This window comes from Labrenzia sp. 5N, assembly GCF_012395805.1.
GTDB lineage: Bacteria > Pseudomonadota > Alphaproteobacteria > Rhizobiales > Stappiaceae > Roseibium > Roseibium algicola.
On the sequence record NZ_JAAZTM010000027.1, the window covers coordinates 38,922 to 61,295 of the forward strand.

At 55.1% G+C, this 22,374-nt stretch carries 19 protein-coding genes and 2 pseudogenes; 11 read left to right on the forward strand and 10 right to left on the reverse strand.

Annotation, left to right across the window (positions count from 1 at the left end):
* Nucleotides 1-49 precede the first annotated feature (49 nt).
* The 4 genes from traA to HEP89_RS29180 are packed head-to-tail and all read left to right on the forward strand — an operon-like array spanning nucleotide 50 to nucleotide 5,771.
* Entirely contained in the window at nucleotides 50-3,427 is a 3,378-nt protein-coding gene (traA, locus tag HEP89_RS29165) for a Ti-type conjugative transfer relaxase TraA (protein WP_168693776.1), read from the forward strand.
* Nucleotides 3,424-3,981: a conjugative transfer signal peptidase TraF gene (gene traF, locus HEP89_RS29170; protein ID WP_286201098.1), complete on the forward strand. Its 558-nt coding sequence runs from the start codon at nucleotides 3,424-3,426 to the stop codon at nucleotides 3,979-3,981. The genes traA and traF overlap by 4 nt, the downstream gene beginning before the upstream one ends.
* Entirely contained in the window at nucleotides 3,890-5,140 is a 1,251-nt protein-coding gene (locus HEP89_RS29175; RefSeq protein ID WP_286201099.1) for a conjugal transfer protein TraB, read from the forward strand. Before traF ends, HEP89_RS29175 begins: the two co-directional genes overlap by 92 nt.
* Nucleotides 5,141-5,144: 4 nt before the next feature.
* Nucleotides 5,145-5,771 (forward strand): conjugal transfer protein TraH, encoded by a 627-nt coding sequence (locus HEP89_RS29180; protein WP_168693778.1) that lies wholly within the window; start codon nucleotides 5,145-5,147, stop codon nucleotides 5,769-5,771.
* A 150-nt stretch (nucleotides 5,772-5,921) separates the two neighbouring features.
* Here the strand turns inward: HEP89_RS29180 and HEP89_RS29185 are convergent, their stop codons facing one another.
* Both HEP89_RS29185 and HEP89_RS29190 read right to left on the reverse strand, forming a co-directional pair.
* On the reverse strand, nucleotides 5,922-6,962 hold the full coding sequence (locus HEP89_RS29185) for an IS481 family transposase (RefSeq protein ID WP_168693779.1): 1,041 nt from the start codon (nucleotides 6,960-6,962) through the stop codon (nucleotides 5,922-5,924).
* Nucleotides 6,963-7,123: 161 nt separating this feature from the next.
* Nucleotides 7,124-7,237: pseudogene (locus tag HEP89_RS29190) on the reverse strand (IS481 family transposase); the annotation flags it as partial.
* Nucleotides 7,238-7,544: 307 nt separating this feature from the next.
* Here HEP89_RS29190 and HEP89_RS29195 point away from each other — a divergent pair.
* On the forward strand, nucleotides 7,545-8,054 hold the full coding sequence (locus tag HEP89_RS29195) for a copper chaperone PCu(A)C (protein WP_168693780.1): 510 nt from the start codon (nucleotides 7,545-7,547) through the stop codon (nucleotides 8,052-8,054).
* Between the two features lie 378 nt (nucleotides 8,055-8,432).
* Here the strand turns inward: HEP89_RS29195 and mntR are convergent, their stop codons facing one another.
* Nucleotides 8,433-8,888, reverse strand: a complete 456-nt coding sequence (gene mntR / locus HEP89_RS29200; RefSeq protein ID WP_168693781.1) for a manganese-binding transcriptional regulator MntR — start codon at nucleotides 8,886-8,888, stop codon at nucleotides 8,433-8,435.
* Nucleotides 8,889-9,007: 119 nt separating this feature from the next.
* Between mntR and HEP89_RS29205 the strand changes: the two genes are divergently transcribed.
* Genes HEP89_RS29205 through phnE form a run of 4 tightly spaced genes read left to right on the forward strand, consistent with a single transcriptional unit; the run spans nucleotide 9,008 to nucleotide 13,228 of the window.
* Nucleotides 9,008-10,861, forward strand: a complete 1,854-nt coding sequence (locus HEP89_RS29205) for a cytochrome c peroxidase (protein WP_168693782.1) — start codon at nucleotides 9,008-9,010, stop codon at nucleotides 10,859-10,861.
* Nucleotides 10,861-11,718: a phosphate/phosphite/phosphonate ABC transporter substrate-binding protein gene (locus HEP89_RS29210; protein WP_168693819.1), complete on the forward strand. Its 858-nt coding sequence runs from the start codon at nucleotides 10,861-10,863 to the stop codon at nucleotides 11,716-11,718. Before HEP89_RS29205 ends, HEP89_RS29210 begins: the two co-directional genes overlap by 1 nt.
* Nucleotides 11,715-12,485 (forward strand): ATP-binding cassette domain-containing protein, encoded by a 771-nt coding sequence (locus tag HEP89_RS29215; protein WP_168693783.1) that lies wholly within the window; start codon nucleotides 11,715-11,717, stop codon nucleotides 12,483-12,485. The genes HEP89_RS29210 and HEP89_RS29215 overlap by 4 nt, the downstream gene beginning before the upstream one ends.
* A complete protein-coding gene (gene phnE, locus HEP89_RS29220) occupies nucleotides 12,485-13,228 on the forward strand; it encodes a phosphonate ABC transporter, permease protein PhnE (protein WP_168693784.1) in 744 nt (247 codons plus the stop codon). The genes HEP89_RS29215 and phnE overlap by 1 nt, the downstream gene beginning before the upstream one ends.
* 164 nt (nucleotides 13,229-13,392) lie before the next feature.
* On the opposite strand, the gene HEP89_RS29225 is transcribed toward phnE, so the two are convergent.
* From HEP89_RS29225 to HEP89_RS30000, 5 genes and pseudogenes are all read right to left on the reverse strand, one after another.
* The gene (locus HEP89_RS29225) at nucleotides 13,393-14,010 is read right to left on the reverse strand and encodes a transglutaminase-like cysteine peptidase (RefSeq protein ID WP_168693785.1); all 618 of its coding nucleotides are present in this window, start codon (nucleotides 14,008-14,010) and stop codon (nucleotides 13,393-13,395) included.
* Nucleotides 14,011-14,761: 751 nt separating this feature from the next.
* Nucleotides 14,762-15,070 carry a YnfA family protein gene (locus tag HEP89_RS29230; protein ID WP_168693820.1) on the reverse strand — a complete coding sequence of 103 codons (309 nt, stop codon included), beginning with the start codon at nucleotides 15,068-15,070 and terminating at the stop codon, nucleotides 14,762-14,764.
* A gap of 74 nt (nucleotides 15,071-15,144) precedes the next feature.
* Nucleotides 15,145-15,630, reverse strand: coding sequence for a transposase (locus HEP89_RS29235; protein WP_269586499.1), 486 nt, complete (start codon nucleotides 15,628-15,630; stop codon nucleotides 15,145-15,147).
* 101 nt (nucleotides 15,631-15,731) lie between these two features.
* Entirely contained in the window at nucleotides 15,732-15,914 is a 183-nt protein-coding gene (locus tag HEP89_RS29955) for a hypothetical protein (RefSeq protein ID WP_228933516.1), read from the reverse strand.
* 130 nt (nucleotides 15,915-16,044) lie between these two features.
* Nucleotides 16,045-16,197 (reverse strand): annotated as a pseudogene (locus tag HEP89_RS30000) (transposase); the annotation flags it as partial.
* Nucleotides 16,198-16,721: 524 nt separating this feature from the next.
* On the opposite strand from HEP89_RS30000, the gene HEP89_RS29245 reads away from it, so the two are divergent.
* The gene (locus HEP89_RS29245; RefSeq protein ID WP_209171781.1) at nucleotides 16,722-17,702 is read left to right on the forward strand and encodes a murein L,D-transpeptidase family protein; all 981 of its coding nucleotides are present in this window, start codon (nucleotides 16,722-16,724) and stop codon (nucleotides 17,700-17,702) included.
* A gap of 39 nt (nucleotides 17,703-17,741) precedes the next feature.
* Here the strand turns inward: HEP89_RS29245 and HEP89_RS29250 are convergent, their stop codons facing one another.
* Nucleotides 17,742-18,494: a heparan-alpha-glucosaminide N-acetyltransferase gene (locus tag HEP89_RS29250; protein WP_168693788.1), complete on the reverse strand. Its 753-nt coding sequence runs from the start codon at nucleotides 18,492-18,494 to the stop codon at nucleotides 17,742-17,744.
* A gap of 350 nt (nucleotides 18,495-18,844) precedes the next feature.
* On the reverse strand, nucleotides 18,845-21,028 hold the full coding sequence (locus tag HEP89_RS29255; protein ID WP_168693789.1) for a heavy metal translocating P-type ATPase: 2,184 nt from the start codon (nucleotides 21,026-21,028) through the stop codon (nucleotides 18,845-18,847).
* Nucleotides 21,029-21,634: 606 nt separating this feature from the next.
* On the opposite strand from HEP89_RS29255, the gene HEP89_RS29260 reads away from it, so the two are divergent.
* On the forward strand, nucleotides 21,635-22,195 hold the full coding sequence (locus HEP89_RS29260; RefSeq protein ID WP_197923324.1) for a L,D-transpeptidase: 561 nt from the start codon (nucleotides 21,635-21,637) through the stop codon (nucleotides 22,193-22,195).
* Nucleotides 22,196-22,374: the final 179 nt, after the last annotated feature.

A 22,374-nucleotide genomic window follows, 5' to 3' on the forward strand; every position in this document is an offset into this window, starting at 1 on the left:
TCTTTGATCGTCCCCGCCAGCCTTTTCACATTCGGAATCCCCGCCCGCTATGGCCATCTACCATTTCCATGTCCAGGTGATCTCCCGGAGCGAAGGCCGGTCGAGTGTTGCAGCGGCCGCTTACCGGCATCGTGCACAAATGACGGTGTCGAATGAGTCCGATCACAAGACATTCGACTACGCGCATAAGAACGGCGACCTGGTGCATGAGGAACTGGCGCTGCCTGATCAGACGCCGGAATGGTTCCGGACGCTGATCGACGGTCGGAGTGTAGCGGGTGCCAGTGAAGCGCTCTGGAATGGGGTCGAGGCGCATGAGACGCGCGTCAATGCACAGCTTGCCCGCGAGATTGTTTTGGCGCTGCCGTCTGAACTCAGCCGGGAGGAGAACATTACCCTGGTGCAGGGCTATGTTGGGCAAGCCTTCACATCGCGGGGCATGATCGCGGACTGGGTCTATCACGACAAGGAAAACAATCCTCATGTCCATGTCATGTTGACGATGGCGCCGCTTACCGAGAAGGGCTTCGGATCGAAGTGGGAAACGCTTGTCGATGAGAAAGGTGAGCCGGTTCGGAAAGGCAGCCAGAAGAATGGAAAGATCCAATATCGAGCCTGGGCGGGCGACAAGGAAACGCTGAAACAGTGGCGTGAGCTTTGGGCCGTTCATGCAAACAAGAGCCTGGAGCTTGCTGGGCACGATGCGCGGATTGATCATCGGAGTTATGAGGCTCAAGGGATCGAACTGCTGCCGACGTCGAAGATCGGTGTGCAGGCGCGCAACATTGCTAGCCAGGCAAAATCGCAAGGGCGCGATGCCGGTCTGGAACGCTCGTCATGGCATGCGGAAAGCCGTCTAGAGAATGTCAGGCGGATCACGCGCCGGCCGGAAATCGTCATTGATGCCATCACGCGCGAGAAGAGCGTTTTCGATGAGCGGGACATTGCCAAATACCTTCACCGCTACGTGGACGATCCGGGCAGATTCCAGGACCTGCTCGCGCGCGTTCTGAATTCTCCCGACGTCGTGAAGCTTGCCGTCGAAGCGGTTGATCCGGAAACGGGCGAATTGGAACCGGCGAAATTTACCTGCCGGGAGATGATGCGGCTTGAAGCGGAAATGGCGCGGCGGGCGGATCACCTTGTGTCCGTGTCTTCGCATGGCGTGGATGCGCGTTTGCGTGCCTCGATGCTTTCGAGTGTCAAAAAACTTTCCGATGAGCAGCGTGTTGCGATCGAGCGCATCACGGGTGACGAGCGCATGGCGTCGGTCGTCGGCCGGGCTGGGGCGGGCAAGACCACGATGATGAAAGCCGCGCGCGAGGTATGGGAGGCAAACGGCTATCAGGTTTTTGGTGCCGCGCTTGCAGGCAAGGCTGCCGAGGGACTGGAGAAAGAAGCCGGGATCGCATCGCGCACTTTGGCATCCTGGCAATTGTCCTGGGGACGGGGCGAGGGGCTCCCTGACAAAAGGTCCGTGTTCGTGATCGATGAAGCCGGCATGGTCGATAGCCGACAGATGAGCGTCTTTGTCGAAACGATCGCGAAGGCGGGAGCCAAGCTCGTTCTGATCGGGGACGCGGAGCAGCTGCAGCCGATCGAAGCGGGAGCCGCCTTCCGCTCTCTGACGGATCGAACCGGATACGCGGAACTCGGCACGATCTACCGGCAGCGCGCCAACTGGATGCGCGAAGCGTCCATGGATCTTGCCCGTGGCAATGTCGCGAACGCGATCCGCGCCTATCGAGCAAACGGTCATATCGTCAGCTTGCCGCTCAAGGATCAGGTTTTTAGGAAGCTGATCGATGACTGGTCACGCGACTACGATCCGTCGAAGTCGATGCTGATGCTGGCGCATTTGCGGGAAGATGTGCACCGGCTCAACCGGATGGCGCGGCAAGTGCTGATTGACCGCGGCGTGATCGAGACTGGCAGAAGGTTCCGCACCGAGGAGGGTGAGCGGTTCTTTGCCGCCGGCGACCAGATTGTCTTCCTGAAGAACGACCAGGAGCTGAACGTCAAGAACGGGATGATCGGCCGCGTGGTCGAAGCAGGCGAGGGGCGCATCCTCGCTGAGATCGGGGATATCGGTTCGAACCAGACCCGGCGTGTAGAGGTCAGTCAGAAGACCTATCGCAATGTCGATCATGGCTACGCGACAACGATACACAAATCGCAAGGCGCTACCGTCGACAATGTGAAGGTTCTCGCAACGCTCTCCCTCGACCGGCATTTGACCTATGTGGCGATGACCCGGCACCGGGAGGACGTGAAGCTCTATTACGGCGCGTTGTCCTTCGCGAAGAACGGCGGACTGACAGAAGTGCTTTCCAGGAAGGGCGCGAAAGATACGACGCTCGATTATGCGGGCTCGGTTCTCTATGCCCAGGCACTCAGCTACGCCAATAGCCGGGGGCTTTATGGGCTTCGGGTCGCCAAGGCGATGGTCCAGAACCAGCGCCGCTGGTTTGCCGAGCAGAAGGCTAAACTCTCGGAGCTCGGTGAGCGGCTATTGTCCTTAAGCGAAAAGCTGGGGATTGGCTTGACCGGTCTTGAGCGAGGTCTTGCTGGGGAGACGAATACCGTCCAAAGACATTCGCGCGAACATCCTGCCACATCACAACCCTGGATCGCGGGTGTGAAGATGTGGACCATGTCCATTCCTGACGCTGTGGAGACCAGGTTGCAGTCGGATGCCACGTTGACAACTCATTGGACCGAAGTTCAGAACCGCGCCCGGCTCGTTTACGAGCAGCCGGAGCAAGCCGTAAAAGCGATGCGGATCGAGGACGTCGTGACGTTGAGCGGTGTAGAGCAAACTGTGGCTCGCGACAGGCTCGCAGAAGACCTGGCCAATGCGCCTGAGCAGTTTGGTGTGCTGCGTGGCAAGACCGGCATGCTGGCGGGCAAGACCGCTCGCGAGGACCGCGAGCAGGCATTGAACAACGTTCCGCAGCTCAGCGATGATGTGAAAACCTATATCCGTCTTAGAGCCGAGATTGGCGATTTGCGAACCGTGGAGCTTGAGCGCGAACGCGATCTGTCGCGTGTCGATATTCCGGCGCTGTCACCGGCCGCCGAGACGGTCTTGTCGCGGATCCGCGATGCCATCGACCGGAACGATTTGAATAGCGGTCTGTCCTTCCTGCTTGCTGATAAAATGGTCGAGGCCGAGCTCGGCGAAGTTGCCGCCAAGCTGGACCAGCGGTTCGGGGAGAGGGCGTTTGTCGGCACCGCCAAGCCGGAGGGAGTTGCCTTTGAGAAGGCGGCTGCGCGGGTTGCCGATGAAGACCGGACCAAGCTTGCCGACGCATGGCCGAAGTTCAATGCCGTCCAGAAGATCAACGCCAAGAGACAATCTCAGGAGCAAGCTCAGGCGCAGGCCTTGAAAAAGGATCTTTCCAAAGATCAGGGCATGACCCGGTGACTAACGAAGCGAGGAGGAAGGGCCGGCGAGGGGCTCTGTTCATCCTGTCTCTTGCCGGCCTGGTGATTGGCGGCATTGCCGCGGCCGGTACTTTCGGGAGATACCGGATCAACACAACAGCGAGCTTTCCGCTCGGACTTTGGCGGATCGAGGCATTGCCCCGCGAAGTTCGCGTGGGCGACACCCTGTTCATCTGTCCGCCTGCAGATGCACCGGCGATCAAACTGGCCCGCGAACGGCTCTATCTTCCCGCGGGTCTGTGCGATGGCGGGATGGCGCCGCTCATCAAAACCGTCGTGGCCCTGCCCGGGCAAACCATTACCGTCGAGGGCGACCAGGTTGCCATCGACGGAGAGCTCCTTGCGCATTCCATCATCCAGGCGAAAGACGGGCAGGGGCGCACCTTGACCGCCCATGCCGGGGGCGTCGTTCCCGCCGACGCACTCTTTGTTCATTCTGATTATGTGGCTTCCTTTGACTCAAGATATTTTGGACCCATTCCGGTGGGCGGCGTTCTCGGACTGGCGCGAGAAGTGTTCACCTTCCAACCTTAAATTTGCGCGCAGTCTGTTTTGTATTCTGGGAGGCATGGCGACCGGCACAATCGGCTGGTCCGGGTATGTGCTCCTGTTGCCGGCCGGAATGCTGTTTCCGGCTTTCTGGGCTTACGCCCCGTCGCGATCCGTGGCGGCACTGGTCGCCGCCGCGCACTTCCTTGGAGCGTCACGGGGCTTGCCGCAGGGCTCCAGCATCTTCTTCGGCTCTCAATATGCCATCGGATTGGCGCTGTGGTTCGCGGCATCGCTCGTCTTTGTCGCTGTTCACTCTGCGCTTTGGACGCGTAGAACCGGGTGGCACCAAGCGTTTCGCTACCTGATCGCAAGTGTCTTGATGAGCCTACCGCCCTTCGGGATCATGGGTTGGGCCGGCCCGATTACCACGGCCGGCGTGCTCTTTCCGGGATGGGGCTGGTTGGGACTGGCAGCGACCGCGATCCTGTTGCTCATGATGACCACAAGCCTTTGGCGGATCGCGGTTCCGGTGGTGGCCGGTTGTGCTGCCTGGTCCGCCGCATTCTGGACAGAGCCAAAGGTAATTGAGGGTTGGACCGGCATCAACACCACTTTCGGTTACGAAAGAGCTGGACAGCCTGCCGGTTATGAGCAACAGCGGGAAACCATTGCCATGGTCCGCAAGGCTGCCGCGCAAGGCGAGAAAGTCGCCGTCCTGCCCGAGAGCGCGCTCGGAATATGGACCTCAACGACCGAACGGCTTTGGACGGACGCTTTGTCCGAACTGCCGGTGACTGTGATTGGGGGAGCCGCCGTTGTTCAAAGGACCGGCTACGACACGGTGATGCTGGAGGTCTCGGGAAGCGGCGCGCGAATCCTCTATCACGAGCGCATGCCGGTCCCGATCTCGATGTGGCAGCCCTGGCGGCGGTTCATGGGCGATGGAGGCGGCGCGAACGCCTACATCTTCGACAATCCCGTCGCGCAGGTCGCCGGCACCCACGCCGCGCCTCTGATCTGCTACGAGCAGCTCCTCGTGTGGCCCGTCCTGCAATCCATGGCCATGGGCTCAGACACAATCGTTGCGATCGGCAACGGCTGGTGGACGGGTGAAAGCAATATCACCGACATTCAACGCTCCAGCGTCACAGCATGGGCAAAGCTGTTCGATGTGCCACTGGTGATCGCATTCAACGAGTGAACCCATGATAGATGCTGCCTTGATAGAACAATGTGCCGATCCCTCCCTGACCCCTGCCATCGTTGAAGAGTTCATCGCAGCAGCCGGCTCGGAGGACGCGTTGAATGTGACGGTTCGGGCGGGATCGAAGACATATCTGGTGCCGAAGACGAATTCCACGCAAGAGGCCATGAAGCTGGTTCAGGATCACCTCGGCAAAGCCGTCGTCCGTGTCGGGATCACGCAATATCCGGTTGGCATTGGCATTGCGGACAAGTCTCAGGTCTCCGCGGACGTGTTCGACACCTGCAACAACATCAAGATTGGGACAGCGTTGTTTGCCCGCGTCTACAAGGTCGTGACGAAGTGGTACGGCACGCCGGTACCGGAGGCGTTTGAAGATGCCATCGAGACGTACCAGACCGGGTATTTTGACGGGGAATATGTGTTCGCGGCGGAAGATCCAGGCGAAAGCGTTGACCTGGCAGCTCCGAGCCCGACAGGCTCAAAAATAGGTGCGACGGGAACGGAAAACGATATTGCGGGATCAGACCCAAAAAGTGAACTCCGGCAACAGCTGTGGGCACAGGATCCGAACAAGGCGGAAATTGGTGTCGATCTGTCTGAAATTGGGGATTTCAACAGGGAATGAATACCTGTGTTGTCGTTAGCCAAGATGATCGTTAAGTTGATGCGCACAGTTATGTCGAACCATATTGCTGGACAGAGAGTGAACTCAGATCAGTTGTAGAAGTTTCGATTTGATCTGACGGTTACCGCCTTTGAGGCTGTGTATGTCAGATCAGGTTTGGTCTATTTTCTTGTCGAGCCAAACCTTCTTTCCATCGGCCAGGGTTTCCATGGGCGTTCTGCCACAGCACATTTTGCCCTGATGCGTGCGTTCGCGATTGTAGTGATCAATCCATAGATCCAGCTCCTTTTGCAAGTCATCGATGGTTTCGAAGACGGTCTTTCGGAATGCGACTTGATAGAATTCCTGTAAGACCGTCTTGTGGAAGCGTTCGCAGATACCGTTCGTCTGCGGTGATTTTGCCTTGGTCTTTGTGTGGTCGATATCGTTGATTGCCAGATAGAGCTGGTAATCGTGGCTCTCTGCCTTGCCGCAATATTCGGTGCCTCTGTCGGTCAGGATACGCAGCAAGGGTAACTCATGCTCCTCAAACAATGGCAGAACACGATCATTGAGCAGGTCCGCAGCCGTGATCGGTGTCTTGGTTGTGTAGAGCTTGGCGCAAGCGACCTTGGAATAGGTATCGACGAAGGTTTGCTGATAGATCCGGCCGACGCCCTTCATGGTGCCGACATAGAACGTGTCCTGAGAGCCCAGATAGCCGGGATGGGCCGTTTCGATCTCTCCGCAGGCCTCGTCGTCATGGGCCTTCTTCTCAAGAGCGGCGACCTGGCTGTCTGTCAGGATCGTGCCTGTTTCGGCCACATGGATTTCCAGGGCCTTCAGGCGCTGCTTGAAGTTGGCCAAGTTGTTCCGGAGCCAGATAGAGCGAACGCCGGATGGGGAGACAAAGACACCACGCTTGCGCAGCTCGTTTGAAACACGAACCTGTCCATGAGCTGGCTGCTCAAGGGCATAGTCCAGGACGGCGGCTTCGACTTGCTCATCCACGCGGTTCTTCTGGTTGGGCTTGCGCCGGCTCTTGTCCAGAAGCGCTTCAACACCGCCATCCTCAACAGCTGACTTGTAACGGTAGAAGGTGTCACGGGAGAGCCCCATCACCTTGCAGGCCTGGCTCACATTGCCAAGCTCTTCGGCCAGGTTTAGAAGACCGACTTTGTGTTTGATGATCCGTTCGTTACTCTCATACATGAGGGTTACCTTTTGGGCTTGAGATGATTGTTTGGTCACAACCATCAAAGCCGGTAACCCTCAGCTCGAAAACCGAGATGTCAGATCAAGTCTCAATTTCTACAGATCAGTTGTTCCCATATTCGTTTAGCAGAACAGCGACAAATGAACGACGATTGCAGTTTCTGATTGATCCTGTAACGCTTCGAAAGCGTCCTTAGGCTCTGTTGAGTATTTCGTATTGCTCGACGGACCGCCTCTGTCGTTGTGGCGCTTCGGTTTAGTACATGTCGCATAGATCCTCCTTCCATTCGGGAGACAACACTGCGCCATCAAACTCTCGGATCAATCACCTAGAGGGGAATTCTCATTGCAGCGAGCCTCCTGTTGCGCCAATAAGTCACAATCGCGTAAATTGATTATCGAAGAACTGCGTTTGCCAACGAGATACTAGACAACTAGATGTGGCTCAGGAAGTCATCATACCGTTGAGTCCAAACCTATCACACACTATCTGTTAAACCGACTACTCAAGTGGAACAGCAAAACCAAATTTGGTTGTTGAGATTCCATTTGGCAAACGCCTTCAGGTGAACGCTTTCAATGAAGAAGGATATGGTAAAGGCAGCCGCTATTATCTCTGTTTGGTGCGGCAGTCTTCAGCAAAGTTTTGCTCAAATGGAGCATACATTCCCAGAAAATAAGTTAGTGGTTGAGCATGCAAATGTAGTTAGGTCGGTGTCAAATATGGACACATTATTTGGATATGTTACTATTTGGAATGGAACTAACCAAGCAGTAAATATTTCAGAAATATATTCCGAAGAACTTGGCGTTGCTTCAGTTTATTCTGTAAATTATTCTGATGTCGATCCTGTATTTGTTGAATACCCACTAACTATACCTGCGCACGCGGAGCTTATGATGAGGCCTTCTGGAATTTACCTAGAACTAAAGAGGGAAAATGTAGGTTTCGAAGGAATATCTGAGATTTCTCTTACCTTGGAATTTGAAGACAAAACTAGTTTGCAAGTGCCTGCAGAAATACTTGTAACTGGCGAAGATTTACCTGACCACCATCATGGTGATGGAAAGACGTATGGGCATGATTAGTAATATTATATCGCAACAGTTAAGCAAACGTCATTGGGATTTAATGAGCTTAAATTTTTGAAAACCAATCAATTGCGATTGCGCACTCAACTATCTCATCTAAACATTGCGTGCGATCTTACGGGGGTTTCTAAAAAACCTCAAAACAACTACCCGCAGCAAAAAGCTGAAAATTGGAAAGTGTTTCTCGCAGCACCAATACTCGGGCAGAAACGACTTCGAACTGATCTTCGGCAGGCACGAGGAGTTTCGCAGCATCGCCAAGTGCTATGACTGCAACGCCAGTAACTTTCTGTCATCCCTCTGGCTCGCGTTAAGCGTCTGCGACTGGTTATGGTCTGAAACCTAACGAAACTTCACTGTAGCTTCGAATCCTCATCAATAGGTATCAGGTGCGTTTTGTTTCACGAAATCCTGAAACACTTTTAGCGTCTCATCACTAACATGGTGTTCGATACCTTCCGCGTCTTGCTCGGCCACTTCCGCGGAAATTCCTAGTGTAACCAGGAAATCAACGACAATCCTGTGCCGCTTGCGGCAGGCGTCCGCCAGTTGGCGGCCCTCCTCGGTCAAGCGTATATCGCGGTAGCGCTCCTGAAGGATAAGGCCTTCTCGCTTCAGCCTGGCGAGATTTTTCGATACCGTCGGCTGCGCAACGCCGAGCCGTTCGGCAATTTCGACTGGGCGCGCAGACCCGTTCAGGTGAATGAGTTCCGCGATGAGTTCCACATAGTCCTCGACCATTTCATTCTGATGCGCGGTGCGCACAGCCTCAAACCCGCTGGCCTGTTCATCGACACTTCTATCGGACGCCTTGGGTGAAGGACCGGTCATGAATGGAGCACATCCTCTTTGCTTTCAGTGTGACTGTGTATGCCGCCAATTTTGCCACTTGACAATGCGTTAGAATGTCCTAAGAAAATTAGCCAGAGCTAAATTTAATAGGCGTTGCTATGAAATATCTCCTTGCCAGCGCGGTGATCTGCCTTGTTCCGGGCACCGCGCAAGCCACCGCAATCAAAGAAGCCCCTTGGGCTCCACGTGCAGCCGCCTATCGGCACACCTTGTTTCTGGGTAACCTTTCCCCAGTCCCCTGGGAGAAAATCGAAGCCAGCTGGAACCGTGCCGTTCCAGGCAGCTCACTGCCGGATGCCGCGGTTTCCCGCGCAAGTGACGAGGAAGCCGCTGCTCTTAACAGGGCACTTCAGGTGCAGGACCGTCAGGCGCTGTTTGAAGCAGCAACGGTCATCGTTGCGCAAGGGATACTGCGTCACCTGGAAAATGCGGATGCCAGGCTCGGAACCCCAGAAGCAGCCACTGAGTTGGCCAAGGCCGAAACGCTTTACCGCGCCTTTGAAGATGCTATTCGCGCCGCCGATGAGCCCGCCGCCCGCCAGCTTGGCAGGGCATGGCTCGTCCTGAATTCGTCCCTTGGTAGTGGCGGTGTTCTGGGCCAAGGCGGACAGGAGAGCAACAAGGCAGAATTCGAAAACGCCCGCAAAGATATTTCCGATTATATCAGCACCAACTACCTGCCGGCAGAATTTGCAACTCGTGACAAGCTGGCTCCTGTTCCTGAAACGGTTTTCCTTTCCGGATGGGAAGTGAAACTGCCTGCAACATTGCCTCCGGGGTCAAACATTGCCGATCAAAGCGAACTACCGCGCCTTATTCTTCAATTCGAGGAAGCCGGGGAAGACGAGGCCAACCTGCCGCTTGTCGCTTATGGCGACATGCTGTTTGACAGTCCTGAGATCTTCGGCGGCCCTGCGCAGGAACTTGGGATTGCCTGTTCCACCTGCCATAATAGATCTGACATCAACAGGGAGTTCTTCATTCCGGGGCTCAGCAATCGCCCCGGGGGAATGGATGTCGATGGTGCTTTCTTCAATCCGATGTTCAATGACAGGAAGGACGATCACCTCGATACGCCGTCGATGCGCGGTATACGGTTCACCGCGCCTTATGGCCGTGACGGAAGGGAACCCAGTCTGCGCCGCTTCATCCGCAACGTGATTGTTACCGAATTCGCCGGCAAGGAGCCCACCCCGTTTCAGCTTGATGCGCTAGTCGCCTATGTCCGTGAGTTCGACTGGCTGCCGAATCCGCAAATCGACCGGGCAGGCCGGTTGACCGACAAAGCCTCCGAAGCGGCAGTGCAGGGTGAAGCCATCTTCAACACTGTTTTTCCCGGACTAAACGGCAAGTCCTGCGCGTCCTGCCACACGCCAGATCAGAATTTCACGGATGGACAGACACATGATATCGGCAGCTCAGAGCCGCCTTTCCCCGGAGGCACAGCCACAGCCTTCGAAACGCCAACGCTGCGCAACATCAACTTCACCGCCCCCTATATGCATGACGGTTCGCTGCCGACGCTGGCCAGCGTTGTCGATTGGTTCAACGACACCAGAAATCTTGGGTTGGACGAAGAGCAACGAATGGACCTGACGGCGTATCTGGAAGCCATCGGCGATGGCGAAGAGCCCTATCAGCGCTTTGAAGGCCGTGACAGTGTCTTCCGCCTGTCCTGGGAAGAGCTGACTACTTTCGCGTCAACCCTGGACACACTTCTGCCCGCCCGCGATGCTCAGAATATCGCGTTGCTCATCGATACGGTTGCGCCGGATCTTGCAGCCGACGCCAGCGTGATGACCAACCAGGAGGCAAAACCCGAAATCTATGAACTCAGCGCGATACTGAGGGCCGTGGGCAATGCCAGCGCTGAAGGAGACTGGGGCGAGGCGGAACAGCAATGGAAAAAATTCAAGACCATGCAGGCTGCAATTGACGAGAGGATGTTTTGATGCTGAACCGCCGTACGTTCTTGGCCGCGGCGTCCGCCAGCCTCGCCCTGCCGGCTCTCGCCGCCGAGGCGGGGCTGACCTTGGCCTTCATACCGCAGGAGAACCCGGAAAAGCTTCTGGGAGATATCAAAGTCATCACCGGCTGGCTGTCGGAGCAAATGGGTGTCCCCGTCACCGGTTTCGTCACTTTTGACCATGCAGCCGCAGTCGAGGCGCTTCGTAACGGTGATGCTGACATTTCCTTCATGGGCGCCCTACCATTTGTTCTCGCGGAAGATCAGCTCGGAGCCGTACCGCTTTTGTCGGAAGTCTACCGGGGTCAGCCCAGCTACTCCGGACGGGTCTTCGTCCGCAAGGACAGCGGCATTGAAACCCTCGCCGATCTCAAAGGCCGTGACATTGCCTTCGCCGACCCTGTATCGGAATCCGGATATATTTATCCGCTGGATCTGTTTGTCCGCGAGGGCCTAATTTCCGGCGCGGCGGATGCCGACAGTTTCTTCGGCAGGAAATTCTTTGCCGGTGGATACCAGCAGGCGATGCAGGCTATGGCAAACGGATTGGTCGATGCCGCCGGAGCAAGCCAATATGCAGACCTCTTTTTAACGCCGGACCAACAAGCAGAAGTCAAAGTTTTGGCCGAGTCGGAACAGATCCCGAGCCATGCGGTGATCGCCCGCCCGGGCCTAGAGGGCGGGTTGCGGGCAAGATTCACTAAAGTGATGCTTAGCCTGAACAATCCGGAGAACCGTTATCTGCTGGCTTACCTCTATGGACCGGATGGTTACATTGCCGCCGACCCGGAGGTCTACGAGGGTGTTCGTGAAACCGCTCGGCGCTATGGTTTCCTGAAATGAGTGTCGCCGCAGTTATCTCTAATGTCACGCATCAGTTCGATGAGCATCCAGCCCTGTCGAACGTTTCCCTGACCCTAAACGCGGGAGAAAGCGTTGCGTTTCTGGGGCCGTCAGGGGCGGGAAAGTCTACTCTGCTGGCACTTCTTGACGGGCGGTTGCGGAACTGGTGCGGTACGGCAGAAGTTCTGGAGACACCTTACTCCGCGACAGCACTTCCCCCGAGAAATGCAAGATCGGACGTCGGCTTCATTTTCCAGGAATTCGCGCTGGTTGACCGGTTGAGCGTTTACCAGAACGTGATGAACGGGAGGCTTGGCCGGATGCGGACCTGGCAATCGCTCTGGAGCCGCTTCGGTGAACGCGATCACCTTGTCGTCTCCGGTGTTCTGGAAGATACCGGATTGATCGATCTGGCCGCGCGCCGCGCGGACAAACTCTCCGGCGGACAACGGCAACGCACCGCCATCGCCCGGTGTCTGGCCCAGGAGCCGAAACTGATCCTGGCGGACGAACCTGTCAGTAATCTCGATCCGGCTAATGCCGAGAAGATTCTCGGCCTGATTACAGGTGCTGCCCGCAAACGAGGCATTACCGTCGTTTTCAGCTCGCATCAGCCGGAGTTGTCGCAGCGATTTGCAGACCGCGTCATTGGCCTGCGTGACGGCAAGCTCCTCTTCGACTATCCTTCGGCTCAGGTGAGTGCAGCCGACATTTCCGAGCTATATCACGGGACAGCACCGGGCTCCGAACTGCGTGTGGTGAGCTAATGTCACGAGCCGTGACCTGGTTGGTTCTGGCCGCCGCGCTTTTATGGTCTCTTGGAAGCGCAGAAATGGGATTGGAAAAGCTCCCCGGTGCAATGGCGCGACTGAGCGAATTCCTCGGCCGTATGCTGCCGCCAAACATGTCCATATGGCCGGAAGTTCTTCAAGGCTTGGCAGAGACCCTGCGCATTGCTATTCTGGGAACCTTCTTCGCCGTCCTGTTTTCCGTCGTTCTTGGCATTTTGGCAGCGGAAACGCTGGTTACACCGGCAATCTGGAGACCCGTCCGGTCGCTGCTTGCGATTGTGCGCGCAATTCCACTGATCCTGGTTGCCATGCTGATGGTCGGTGCAGTCGGCCTCGGTCCGTTGCCCGGTATCCTGGCAGTGACATTTCATGCAACAGGCATGCTGGCGAAATTTTATGCCGAGGCGATTGATACCGTCTCGCCCGAACCGGTGAAGGCACTGGAAAGCGCGGGCGCCAACAGATTGCAGCAACTGCGCTGGGGGATCTGGCCGCAAATGGCGCCGGTGGTTCTGCGCGATACCGTCTTCCGGTTCGAACTGAATTTGCGCGAGAGCCTGATCCTCGGCATCGTCGGCGCGGGCGGCATCGGTCTTTATGTTCAGACCTACGTCCGCTCGTTTCAGTACGACAAGGCAGCGACAGTGACGCTGGCGATCATAGTTCTTGTACTGCTATCAGAAGCCGTGAACTCCGCTTTGCAAAAACGCTTCTCCTGAATGGAGGTGCAGCTTTTCGAACTGATCATGATGTCCAAAGAAGCTGCGCCCGTAAAAACGCAGCTAATTCCGATGCCTAATCAGCGGGCTCATTCCTCACTTTTCTGCGCATCAACTAAGACGGCAGTCCCAAAGGAAGGCTCCAGGACGTCTAGAATAAACCCTTACTTCCTTGGTACGCTGGCAACAGTGGTCACGCGGGCGTCGTCAATCCCGGTCCAAAGCGCGGCGGAATACGGAGATTGACGTTTAATGTATCGGTACGGCGTCGAATACCAAGGCAGAACTGTTTCTGCTTGGTTGTCCAATATCATGTCCCCGTAGTTTGTGCGGACTGTCAGCACAGCATGACCACTATTCTGGAGGTCCTTTGCGACGGTGATTAGCAGAGTGCTGCGCGGCCATCCCGCATTTAGAAGCTCTCGTTGCTTTTCAAGGACGTATTCCTCACAATCTCCATATCCGTCGTCTGGGTAGGTCCAGTACTCTGGTTTGCCATAGAGATCGTCATCGGTCATTGGCCGAACACGACGATTTACCTCCGTGTTAATCGCAAGCAATTCCAGCCATCTTTCTTCCGTCAATTTTACGACGACCGGCTCATAGCGCTCATTTGAACAAGCACCAATGTTGTCTTGGCAAAACTGTACGTATCCGATGGGTGCTTTGACGTCTTGGTTCATGTCCATAAAGCGCCCGGTATCGGCCGACGCAGGCGCGGAAAAAGTTACCAACAACGCCAAAAAGGCTGTTGGCAAAAGTATATCGTGTAGTCTTTTCATCCCAAAGCCCTCCCTTAAGGCTGGCTTTACGATGTCATATTGAAATTTATTTGAAGAAAAACTTCTGAATAAACATAAATTTAAATAAAGAGCAGTTTATACTAAATTTTGAATTTCTTTTTACTAAAAATCTAATTGGACTTGTCTAAAATTTTATCTTTCTCCTGCAACAAACGGATATGCTTGCGATTCTTCCGTTGATGATCCTTGAATTGAATTGCAGGACGATTTGGCGTGCACCCTCACAATCGAAAACATAAAGAGAAACCGAGGAGGCAATTCAGGTGAATATTTCGGATAGTTTTTTGAGGACAGAGCAACCTATTGATTGGATCACTGCAACCAACCGATGTTCCACCGCATACGTCTAACAACTACAGACTGCCTGATGCTGCTCGTGACAATTTGACTAGTTTGAGAAGGGCCTAACGACCGAAAAAGACAGCCCTTGCAGAAAACCTTTCATTGCCGACCTAGAAAAACAATCCAACACAGTTCCAACGCCGAATGCAAAATACCGATACGTTGGCTGGGTATTGCCGATGGACGCACTTGAAGAGTGGGTTAGTTTAACGCTCCTATCCACCAAACAAAGGCAGTTCCTTTTCACATTTGACAAAGTGTCGTTCTGGTTTGCTTTCCCATGGTCGGTTCATAAGACGGCATAGCCGAAAGAAATCAGATTCGTCTCAGTTTGACATCATCGACGCCAAGCTGTCGGATCAATCACCCGCTCAGACGCTGCGTGGTCCTAAAACGATATTGCGGCGCCGATAACGCAGACGGTGGCGCCGATGATGTCCCAACGATCCGGAAAGGTGCCTTCAATGGCCCACATCCAGATCAACGACGAAAAAATGTATATGCCGCCGTAAGCCGCATACGCTCGCCCGGCAAAATCGGCATCTATCCTGGTTAATGCCCATGCGAATAATGCGAGGCTGATAATTCCCGGCCCAAGCCAAAGCGGAGACTTGTCGAGACGCAGCCATGCCCAGAAAGCAAAACAGCCGCCGATCTCGGCGAACGCGGCAATGAGGTAGGTCGGTAATGTCCACATGCAAAATACTCCTTTCTCCAGAATTGCCGCTATCCATGGCAGCGTCGAGAGGCATTGTGAATTTTGCAGTGGACTTAAGCTGACGGTGCCCCGGAGTATCCCGGCGCTATCGGCATCGGCCATTCCAGCCCGCCGATGCCCGATCTCCTGACTTGCCGCCTGACGGCCCTTACCAAGAGTTCCTCGAGCTGATCGATGAACGGGCGGTGATAGATCTGTACCCGCACGGTGCCGTCCCTCTGATTGATTGTCTCGATCGTCCGGCACTGGTTCTTCCGGAACACGATCTCATCGATATACCTGTGAAGATGGCGCTTGCTGAGCTGGCGATAGACACCCAACTGCGTCCGCTTCAACAGGGCCGCGATGCCTTCGACCGTGTTAGAGTGAACGTTTCCGCGAACGTACCGCTTCTTGCTGTGAGGGACCGTTTCGTGCGCCTTGAAGTCCTTGGCCGCCTTGCCGATCGCCTTGTCGTCGTCGAACATGATGTGGGCGTCCGGTGAGATGAAACGCCCCATGAAGCGGCCGATCTGCTCACTGTTGGCTGACGACGACAGGAACGCCGCCTTGCCGCGTCCCCCAACGCTCCGCGGATACGGCTACGTCCGGCCGCGTCGTCGCTTTTCCGCGCGGGCGATAGACGTGTTTGTATCGCGGATCAAGGTTCGCCCATGTAGGTCGTGTCGACCTCGACGATCCCGTCGAGCAGACTGTCGCGGCCGTCCCGGTCGTCCATCATCTCCCGGATCGCGTGCGCCATCTTCCAGGCCGTCGGCTGTCTCACGCCGATCTGCTTCGCCAGCATGACGGATGAGATGCCCTTCGAGGATATGAGCGTCACGTAGCGCCTTTAGCCAGGTCCGCAGCGGCAGCTTCGTGGCATGCATAGGCGTCTTCGTCGTAACGGTGAACTGCCCCCGGCAATGCCGACACTCGAACAGACCGTCACGGGACGAACGTCCCTTGTTCCGGAAACGCCAGACATCAAGCGAGCCGCAATGCGGACAGTGCGCGCCGTCCGGCCAGACGAGCCGCTCGAACAGCGTCCGCACCGATGCCTCGGTCGGATACGTCTTTTCCAGCCATTCCAGGCTGTCCTCGCGCGGTTCTCTCTTCGCAACCATTGCCGTCCCGAGAAAACGGGAAACATGTGCGAGAACAGGGGAGGGAAAGCAACCGAAAGACCTAAACAATCTAAGTTATTGGTTAACTTGGGTTATGTGCCCATTCGCCTTTGTTTGGTGGATAGGTGCGTATGCCTTTGGTGTTGCGATAGTAGAGTCCGTAGAAAGTAATTGGGGCTGGCTTAGCGTTGTCGCGCTAGGGGTATTCGCACCTTTGGTTTGGCTTGTGTATCGCAATATTTTGAAGGTGCGCAAAAGGGATTAAGAACTCCCTAGTGTCAAAAACAAAAAATAACCACTTTTCCAGACAATCAAATGTACGGTCGATGTGCTCGTATTTGTAACAGCTCTGTTCTGTCCGTGTTGCGAGAGAACCAGAAGACCTCAACGATTCCTATTGCGAGGAAACCGAACAATGAACGTTGCCCTCCTGAGATGCGAGTATTCTAGCGAAATGTCAGGTAGTTATGCGTCCGGAGATATTTGAACCGGCACAATTCACCCGTAGGATCCTGAGTGTGAGCATGACAATTTTCATGCTTCTGCTCGCGGGATGTGTAGGTTCGTCAATTGAAATGGAATCGCGCGGAGAAATTGCAATTCCACATGAGGTCAAGGCGTTGATGCGCAACAAAGGGGTCGAGGGATCAGATCCCGTCTTCATCCGAATTTTCAAACAGGAAAGTGAGCTTGAGGTTTGGAAAAAAAGGCGCGCCGGTGATTATGTTCTTCTAAAAACATACGAGATGTGTCGTTGGTCCGGCGATCTGGGTCCCAAACGAGCCGAGGGTGATCGCCAGGCACCTGAAGGCATATATGAAGTCACGCTGGGGAGGCTTAATCCCAACTCCAAGTATTTCCTTTCATTTGATTTGGGGTATCCGAACAAACTTGAACGCGCGAAGGGTTACTCTGGAACTGCGCTCATGGTCCACGGAGCCTGCTCGTCTTCCGGGTGCTTCGCAATCACAGACGAGCAAATCACCGAAGTGTATGCTCTAGTTCGGGACGCATTGCGCGCCGGGCAACCTTCCGTGCAGGTGCAATCACTCCCTTTTCGTATGACACCTGAAAATCTTGCGAGGCACTACGACAATCCAAACCTCAGTTTCTGGCTGGATCTCAAAGAAGCTTCCACCACGTTCGAAGTCCTGCGGCGTCCGCCAGAATTCCGGTTTTGTGAAGGAAGATATCGTTTTGGCGCAGCAAAAAACCCAGGAGCTGACTACGGCCCCCTTGGACAGTGCCCGCAGTTGGAACCACCACCGCAAAAAGTTTCAGAAAAGATCGCTGCTGACCTAAGCTCAGTTGAACAACTTCGGGAAGGGGGCGGCAATATCGTAAGTTCTTACGCCGACGGTGGAATGCACTCTAGGTTTCGAAATGTTCTTTTGGAAAAGGGAGCTGAATTCCTCGCGAGGAAAACATCGAGTAGCGCCGTACCGGTTAGCAGACCAAAGGCAGCACTGTCCGACCCATACAGACCTTTGCTGTCGCAGCAATGACTTTTTGGTGTTGTGAAGGACGTAATCGGAGCCTCGGCCTTAGCGAAGCATTCGCGCAACGGGCAGAATGATAACGAGGAGCAATGGCTGGTGAACCAAGTATATCAATAAACTGTTTCGCCCCATCCAAGACAGGATCCTGGTCAGTTTGGTATTGTGCAGATCAGGAAATGAGCGTGAATCGCCGTTTTTGTTATAAATAATCTTGGCTAGAAAAATGCCGATCAAGGTCAATCCGGCCCATGGCAGAATTGGAACGAAATCGTTGCTGGGTGGGGGGGAACTAGACACGCCAATCCATGCGAGCCACCGGGTGTTGAACAGTTCCAATTTTACGAACTGCGGCAGGATGAGTAAGCCGGTTCCCGAGATTAGTGAGAGCAGGGCGGGCAAATTTAGAAATAAAACACCAAAAAGAGAAGAAACCGCAATCGCGTGCAAGATGCCGAAAAAAATGTAAGTCTGCGGAAACGCGATCCACGTGACCAATGAAATCGAAATCGCAGCTGCACCGATCATCGTCACACGTCTTACAAATCTGCTAAACTTGAGCCCTTTTTTGTGCGCAAGGACAAGGCTCACGCCGACCAGAAACATGAAGGTTCCGGCGAGCAAGCGGCCGAATGCAAGCCATACAGGATGGAACGCGAATCCGTCGATTAATCCCGAAAACTCCAGATCCCAAACAATATGAAAAAGCACAACGCCAAAAATAGCGATACCTCGCACGGTATCGATCAGCAAAACTCGCTGATTTGATAGACTTTCGTAATCATTGTCTGGACTAATCATTTCGCTCGTAGTTAAACCTTTTTCGGCCTCATAAAACGTGCGTAGTTAATCATTTTTCCTAACCGGCAAGACCTGCAATCCCAGTTTGGTGGACCGACTCAGAATCCCAAGTCAACGAGTGGTGCTGAAAAACCCCGATCAATTTTGGCTACGATTGCTTAACTATTCTGGGTCGTCAAAGTCCACCAAGCACCTGACGATGGCCAAAGATACAGTTATGTCGCAAAGTTTTCTTCGGCGATTTTGATTGGTCTGATATCCTGCATGGCGCCTATTTAGTCTAGACAATATCGGTTAGAGCTGATTCAGTCGTCCAAAATGCAGCGCATCCAGCTCCAGCTCGCTCGAGTTCAGGTTTCCCCTTTCCATGCCAGAAGCCGCATAGCATTTGCGGTGACGAGTACTGTTGCGCCTGTGTCGGCAAGGATTGCTGGCCAAAGACCGGTTACACCTGCGACGGTCGTCACCAAAAACAACGCTTTCAGGCCCAGAGCCATCCCCACGTTCAGTTTAATGTTCCTCATCACCGCATGAGACAGGCTTATCATCTGGGCAACGTCCATCACCCGCCCATGCAATATGGCTGCGTCGGCAGTTTCAAGTGCCACATCCGTGCCGCCTCCCATGGCGATACCGATATCCGCGGCGGCCAGAGCCGGCGCGTCGTTGATGCCGTCTCCCACCTTGGCAACTTTTAGGCCGTCCGCGCGTAGTTCATCGACGATCCGTTGCTTGTCCTGCGGTAGAAGGTCCGCGCGCGGCTCGATGCCGAGCGCGTCTGCAATTGCCGTGGCCGTTCGGGTGTTATCACCCGTCAGCATCAGCGTGCGAATTCCCCGCGCCTTTAAGGAAGCGAGACCGTCTATCGCATCTGTCCTTGGTTCGTCACGCATGGCGAAAAGAGCGGAAACCTTGTTGTCTACAAGCAGCACTGAAACAGTTTTGCCCTCGGCATTGAACGCATCGGCAACCGCAATCTGATTGTCAGTCATGCTGACCCGGTCGCGAGCAGCGGTCGCGGATCCAAGAAAAACCGACACACCGCCGACTCGACCTTCGACGCCCTTTCCGGGAACCGCGCGTGCTTGGGTTGCAGGCGGAATGGGTGCCTTCTCGGAGTCAGCCTTTTGCAGAATTGCGAGAGCAAGCGGATGGTTCGATCCTTGCTCCAACGCGGCTGCAAGGCTCAGCGACTGCTGATCGCTGCTCCCAAACGACCTGATGTCAGTAACCACAGGCCGGCCTTCTGTGAGGGTTCCGGTTTTGTCGAAAGCCACCGCCGTTATCGCTGAAAAACCCTCAAGCACGGCGCCGCCTTTCATCAGCAGGCCGCGCCGGGCCCCGCTCGCCAGACCGGCGGCAACCGCCGCAGGGGTGGAAATGACCAGGGCGCAAGGGCAGCCAATCAGGAGAATGGCGAGCCCCTTGTAGATCCAGTCGCTCCAGTCGGCGCCGGCCAAGACCGGCGGCACCGACGCAATCAACGCTCCCAGGACAAGAACTCCTGGCGTGTAGTAGCGCGAGAAACGCTCAATGAACCGCTCGGTCGGCGCCTTGCTTTCCTGCGCCTGCTCGACCAGCCGGACCACCCGGGCGATCGTATTGTCCTCGGCGGTGGCGGCGACCCTGACGCGCAACACTCCGTCAATGCTGATCGTGCCAGCAAAAACCATGTCACCCTCCGCCTTCCGCCCGGGCACACTCTCGCCGGTAACCGGCGCCTCGTTTATCTCGGACGAACCCTCAAGGATTTTCCCGTCTGCGGGAATTCGATCGCCTGGCCTCACAACGATGACGTCGCCAACCGAAAGACTATCTGCGGGCACTTCCGAGATCGCATTGCCCTGTTCGAGTTGGGCAGTCTTCGGCACCAAATCGGCGAGGTCAGCGATACTCGCGCGCGCACGCCCGGCGGCAACGCCCTCCAGCATCTCACCGACCAGAAACAACAAGACGACAACGGCAGCTTCCTCGGTGGCCCCAATCAGCACCGCTCCAACCGCCGCTACAGTCATCAGCGTTTCGATTGAAAACGGGCTGCCCAAGGTCGCGGCCACATACGCACGGCGCGCCACCGGGACGAGGCCGACTAGCATGGCCAGCAGGAAAACCCAGGGCCCCGCTGCCGGTATGAGTCGCCCGATAGAAAAAGCGGCGACAAGGAGAATGCCGCAGGCCATCGTCAGCAAGGCCTTGCGCGTCCGCCACCATGGCCGCTCTGTGTTGTGGCTCGCATGGTTCCGCGAAACGGCTTCTACCGTCGGCGCCTCGGGGTCTACGTCCCTTAAGGCCGGGGATTCGTCAAACGGCGTGATGCCGTAGCCGAGGCGTCTCACTCGTTGCATGACCTGATTGTCGGAAACCGTGCCGTCATGGCTGATCACCAAACTTGCTCCAGGCACGGACACGGCCACCTCCCCGATGCCGGGCAAGCGGCGTAAAGCGGTGTCGATCTTTGACGCACACGAGGCACAATCCATGCCCTCGACTCGGAAACGGGTTATCAGATTTGAACTGTCGGGGGTAATAGTCATTTTCGACCTCTTGCATTTTCGCTCTACAAGATAGTCTCTCTAGTAGCTAGAGCTTCAAGAGGTGTAGACGGACTTTTCTCAATCAGTCAGCTTTGTCGTAGTGCAAGCGTCAAAGTGCCAGCATTTCAACCTTCATTTTCCGTTTTCGCAATTATGGATTTCTTGAGAATTTTTCTGTACACACCTCGGATGCGTAAATGGGTGTTAACCTTCCTAATCGTGATATACGCGGCGCTTCATTCCGTTGCCGTAATTGGTGCTGCCCAGGCTGCCGGGGAGCTAGTGCTTCCAGACCAAAAAGCAATTCAAACCGCCTCGATCGTGTCCGAAACACTAACGTCGCATAACATCAGGTGCTGCAATCACACGAGCAAGCAAGCAAAGTCCCAAAAACCCGCCAAGTGTGGAGCCGATTGCGTGTCAATTGCGGGTCCGTTGGAGGCGAGATTTCTGAAGTTGGAATTGGCATTGGGAGATACTGAGTTGCTTGGCCCTTTTTCCAGAGATCCAAAGCCTGAAAACAGGCCTCCAAGAAGTTACTGACACAAGGCAGCTACTTCGCTGCAAAGCTTCCTGCAATCGTCAGTATCACTCTGGAGAAAAGAGATGATTTCCCGTCGTAATTTACTTATTGGCTCCATCGGAGCAGTTGGAGCCGTTGTCGTACCTGCTTATGCACATGACAAAAAACCGTTCAAGATTGACCCCAAATTCGAACCGCAATCCGTACGATACTTTTCCTATCCTTCTGGGACGATAGTTGTCGATACGAAAAATCATTTCCTCTACCTCGTTCAGAGTTTCGGCAGGGCGAGACGCTATGGAATTGGTGTCGGCAAAGCGGGGTTGTCGCTGAAAGGAGAGGCAATTATTAGACGTAAAGCGGAGTGGCCTAGCTGGCGTCCAACCGCAAACATGATAAGCCGTGATCCCGGTAAATATCGGAGATACGCAAATGGGGTCCCTGGTGGGCCGAACAATCCCCTTGGATCAAGGGCGCTTTATCTTTATCGAAACGGTCGGGACACCATGTACCGGATCCATGGAACCACCGAACCTTCCTCGATCGGGCGATCCGTCTCTAACGGCTGCGTTCGGATGATCAATGCTCATGTTGAAGATCTCTATGAACGCGTTCCTTTAGGCACAAGAGTGGTCGTTTTGTGAGCACCCAATAGCGGCAAACTCCGGTCAGGCACGCGGCTGCATCCGGCGCGTGCCTTCACAAATGAGGGCTGCATTGGCCCAAGAAGACAGAAACCCAAGTGCGAGCTTTGGACGATCATGTGTCGAGCGTTTCATCTGACCGTTTTGATCGGCTTTTACGTATGGATAGAAAAGCCTTA

Bases quoted from the DNA above. Each gene is read 5' to 3' on its own strand.
- traA (WP_168693776.1), top strand. From the start codon at position 50: ATGGCCATCTACCATTTCCATGTCCAGGTGATCTCCCGGAGCGAAGGC.
- HEP89_RS29175 (WP_286201099.1), top strand. From the start codon at position 3,890: ATGTGGCTTCCTTTGACTCAAGATATTTTGGACCCATTCCGGTGGGCG.
- HEP89_RS29180 (WP_168693778.1), top strand. From the start codon at position 5,145: ATGATAGATGCTGCCTTGATAGAACAATGTGCCGATCCCTCCCTGACC.
- HEP89_RS29185 (WP_168693779.1), bottom strand. From the start codon at position 6,962: ATGTATGAGAGTAACGAACGGATCATCAAACACAAAGTCGGTCTTCTA.
- HEP89_RS29195 (WP_168693780.1), top strand. From the start codon at position 7,545: ATGAAGAAGGATATGGTAAAGGCAGCCGCTATTATCTCTGTTTGGTGC.
- mntR (WP_168693781.1), bottom strand. From the start codon at position 8,888: ATGACCGGTCCTTCACCCAAGGCGTCCGATAGAAGTGTCGATGAACAG.
- HEP89_RS29205 (WP_168693782.1), top strand. From the start codon at position 9,008: ATGAAATATCTCCTTGCCAGCGCGGTGATCTGCCTTGTTCCGGGCACC.
- HEP89_RS29210 (WP_168693819.1), top strand. From the start codon at position 10,861: ATGCTGAACCGCCGTACGTTCTTGGCCGCGGCGTCCGCCAGCCTCGCC.
- HEP89_RS29215 (WP_168693783.1), top strand. From the start codon at position 11,715: ATGAGTGTCGCCGCAGTTATCTCTAATGTCACGCATCAGTTCGATGAG.
- phnE (WP_168693784.1), top strand. From the start codon at position 12,485: ATGTCACGAGCCGTGACCTGGTTGGTTCTGGCCGCCGCGCTTTTATGG.
- HEP89_RS29225 (WP_168693785.1), bottom strand. From the start codon at position 14,010: ATGAAAAGACTACACGATATACTTTTGCCAACAGCCTTTTTGGCGTTG.
- HEP89_RS29230 (WP_168693820.1), bottom strand. From the start codon at position 15,070: ATGTGGACATTACCGACCTACCTCATTGCCGCGTTCGCCGAGATCGGC.
- HEP89_RS29245 (WP_209171781.1), top strand. From the start codon at position 16,722: ATGACAATTTTCATGCTTCTGCTCGCGGGATGTGTAGGTTCGTCAATT.
- HEP89_RS29250 (WP_168693788.1), bottom strand. From the start codon at position 18,494: ATGATTAGTCCAGACAATGATTACGAAAGTCTATCAAATCAGCGAGTT.
- HEP89_RS29255 (WP_168693789.1), bottom strand. From the start codon at position 21,028: ATGACTATTACCCCCGACAGTTCAAATCTGATAACCCGTTTCCGAGTC.
- HEP89_RS29260 (WP_197923324.1), top strand. From the start codon at position 21,635: ATGATTTCCCGTCGTAATTTACTTATTGGCTCCATCGGAGCAGTTGGA.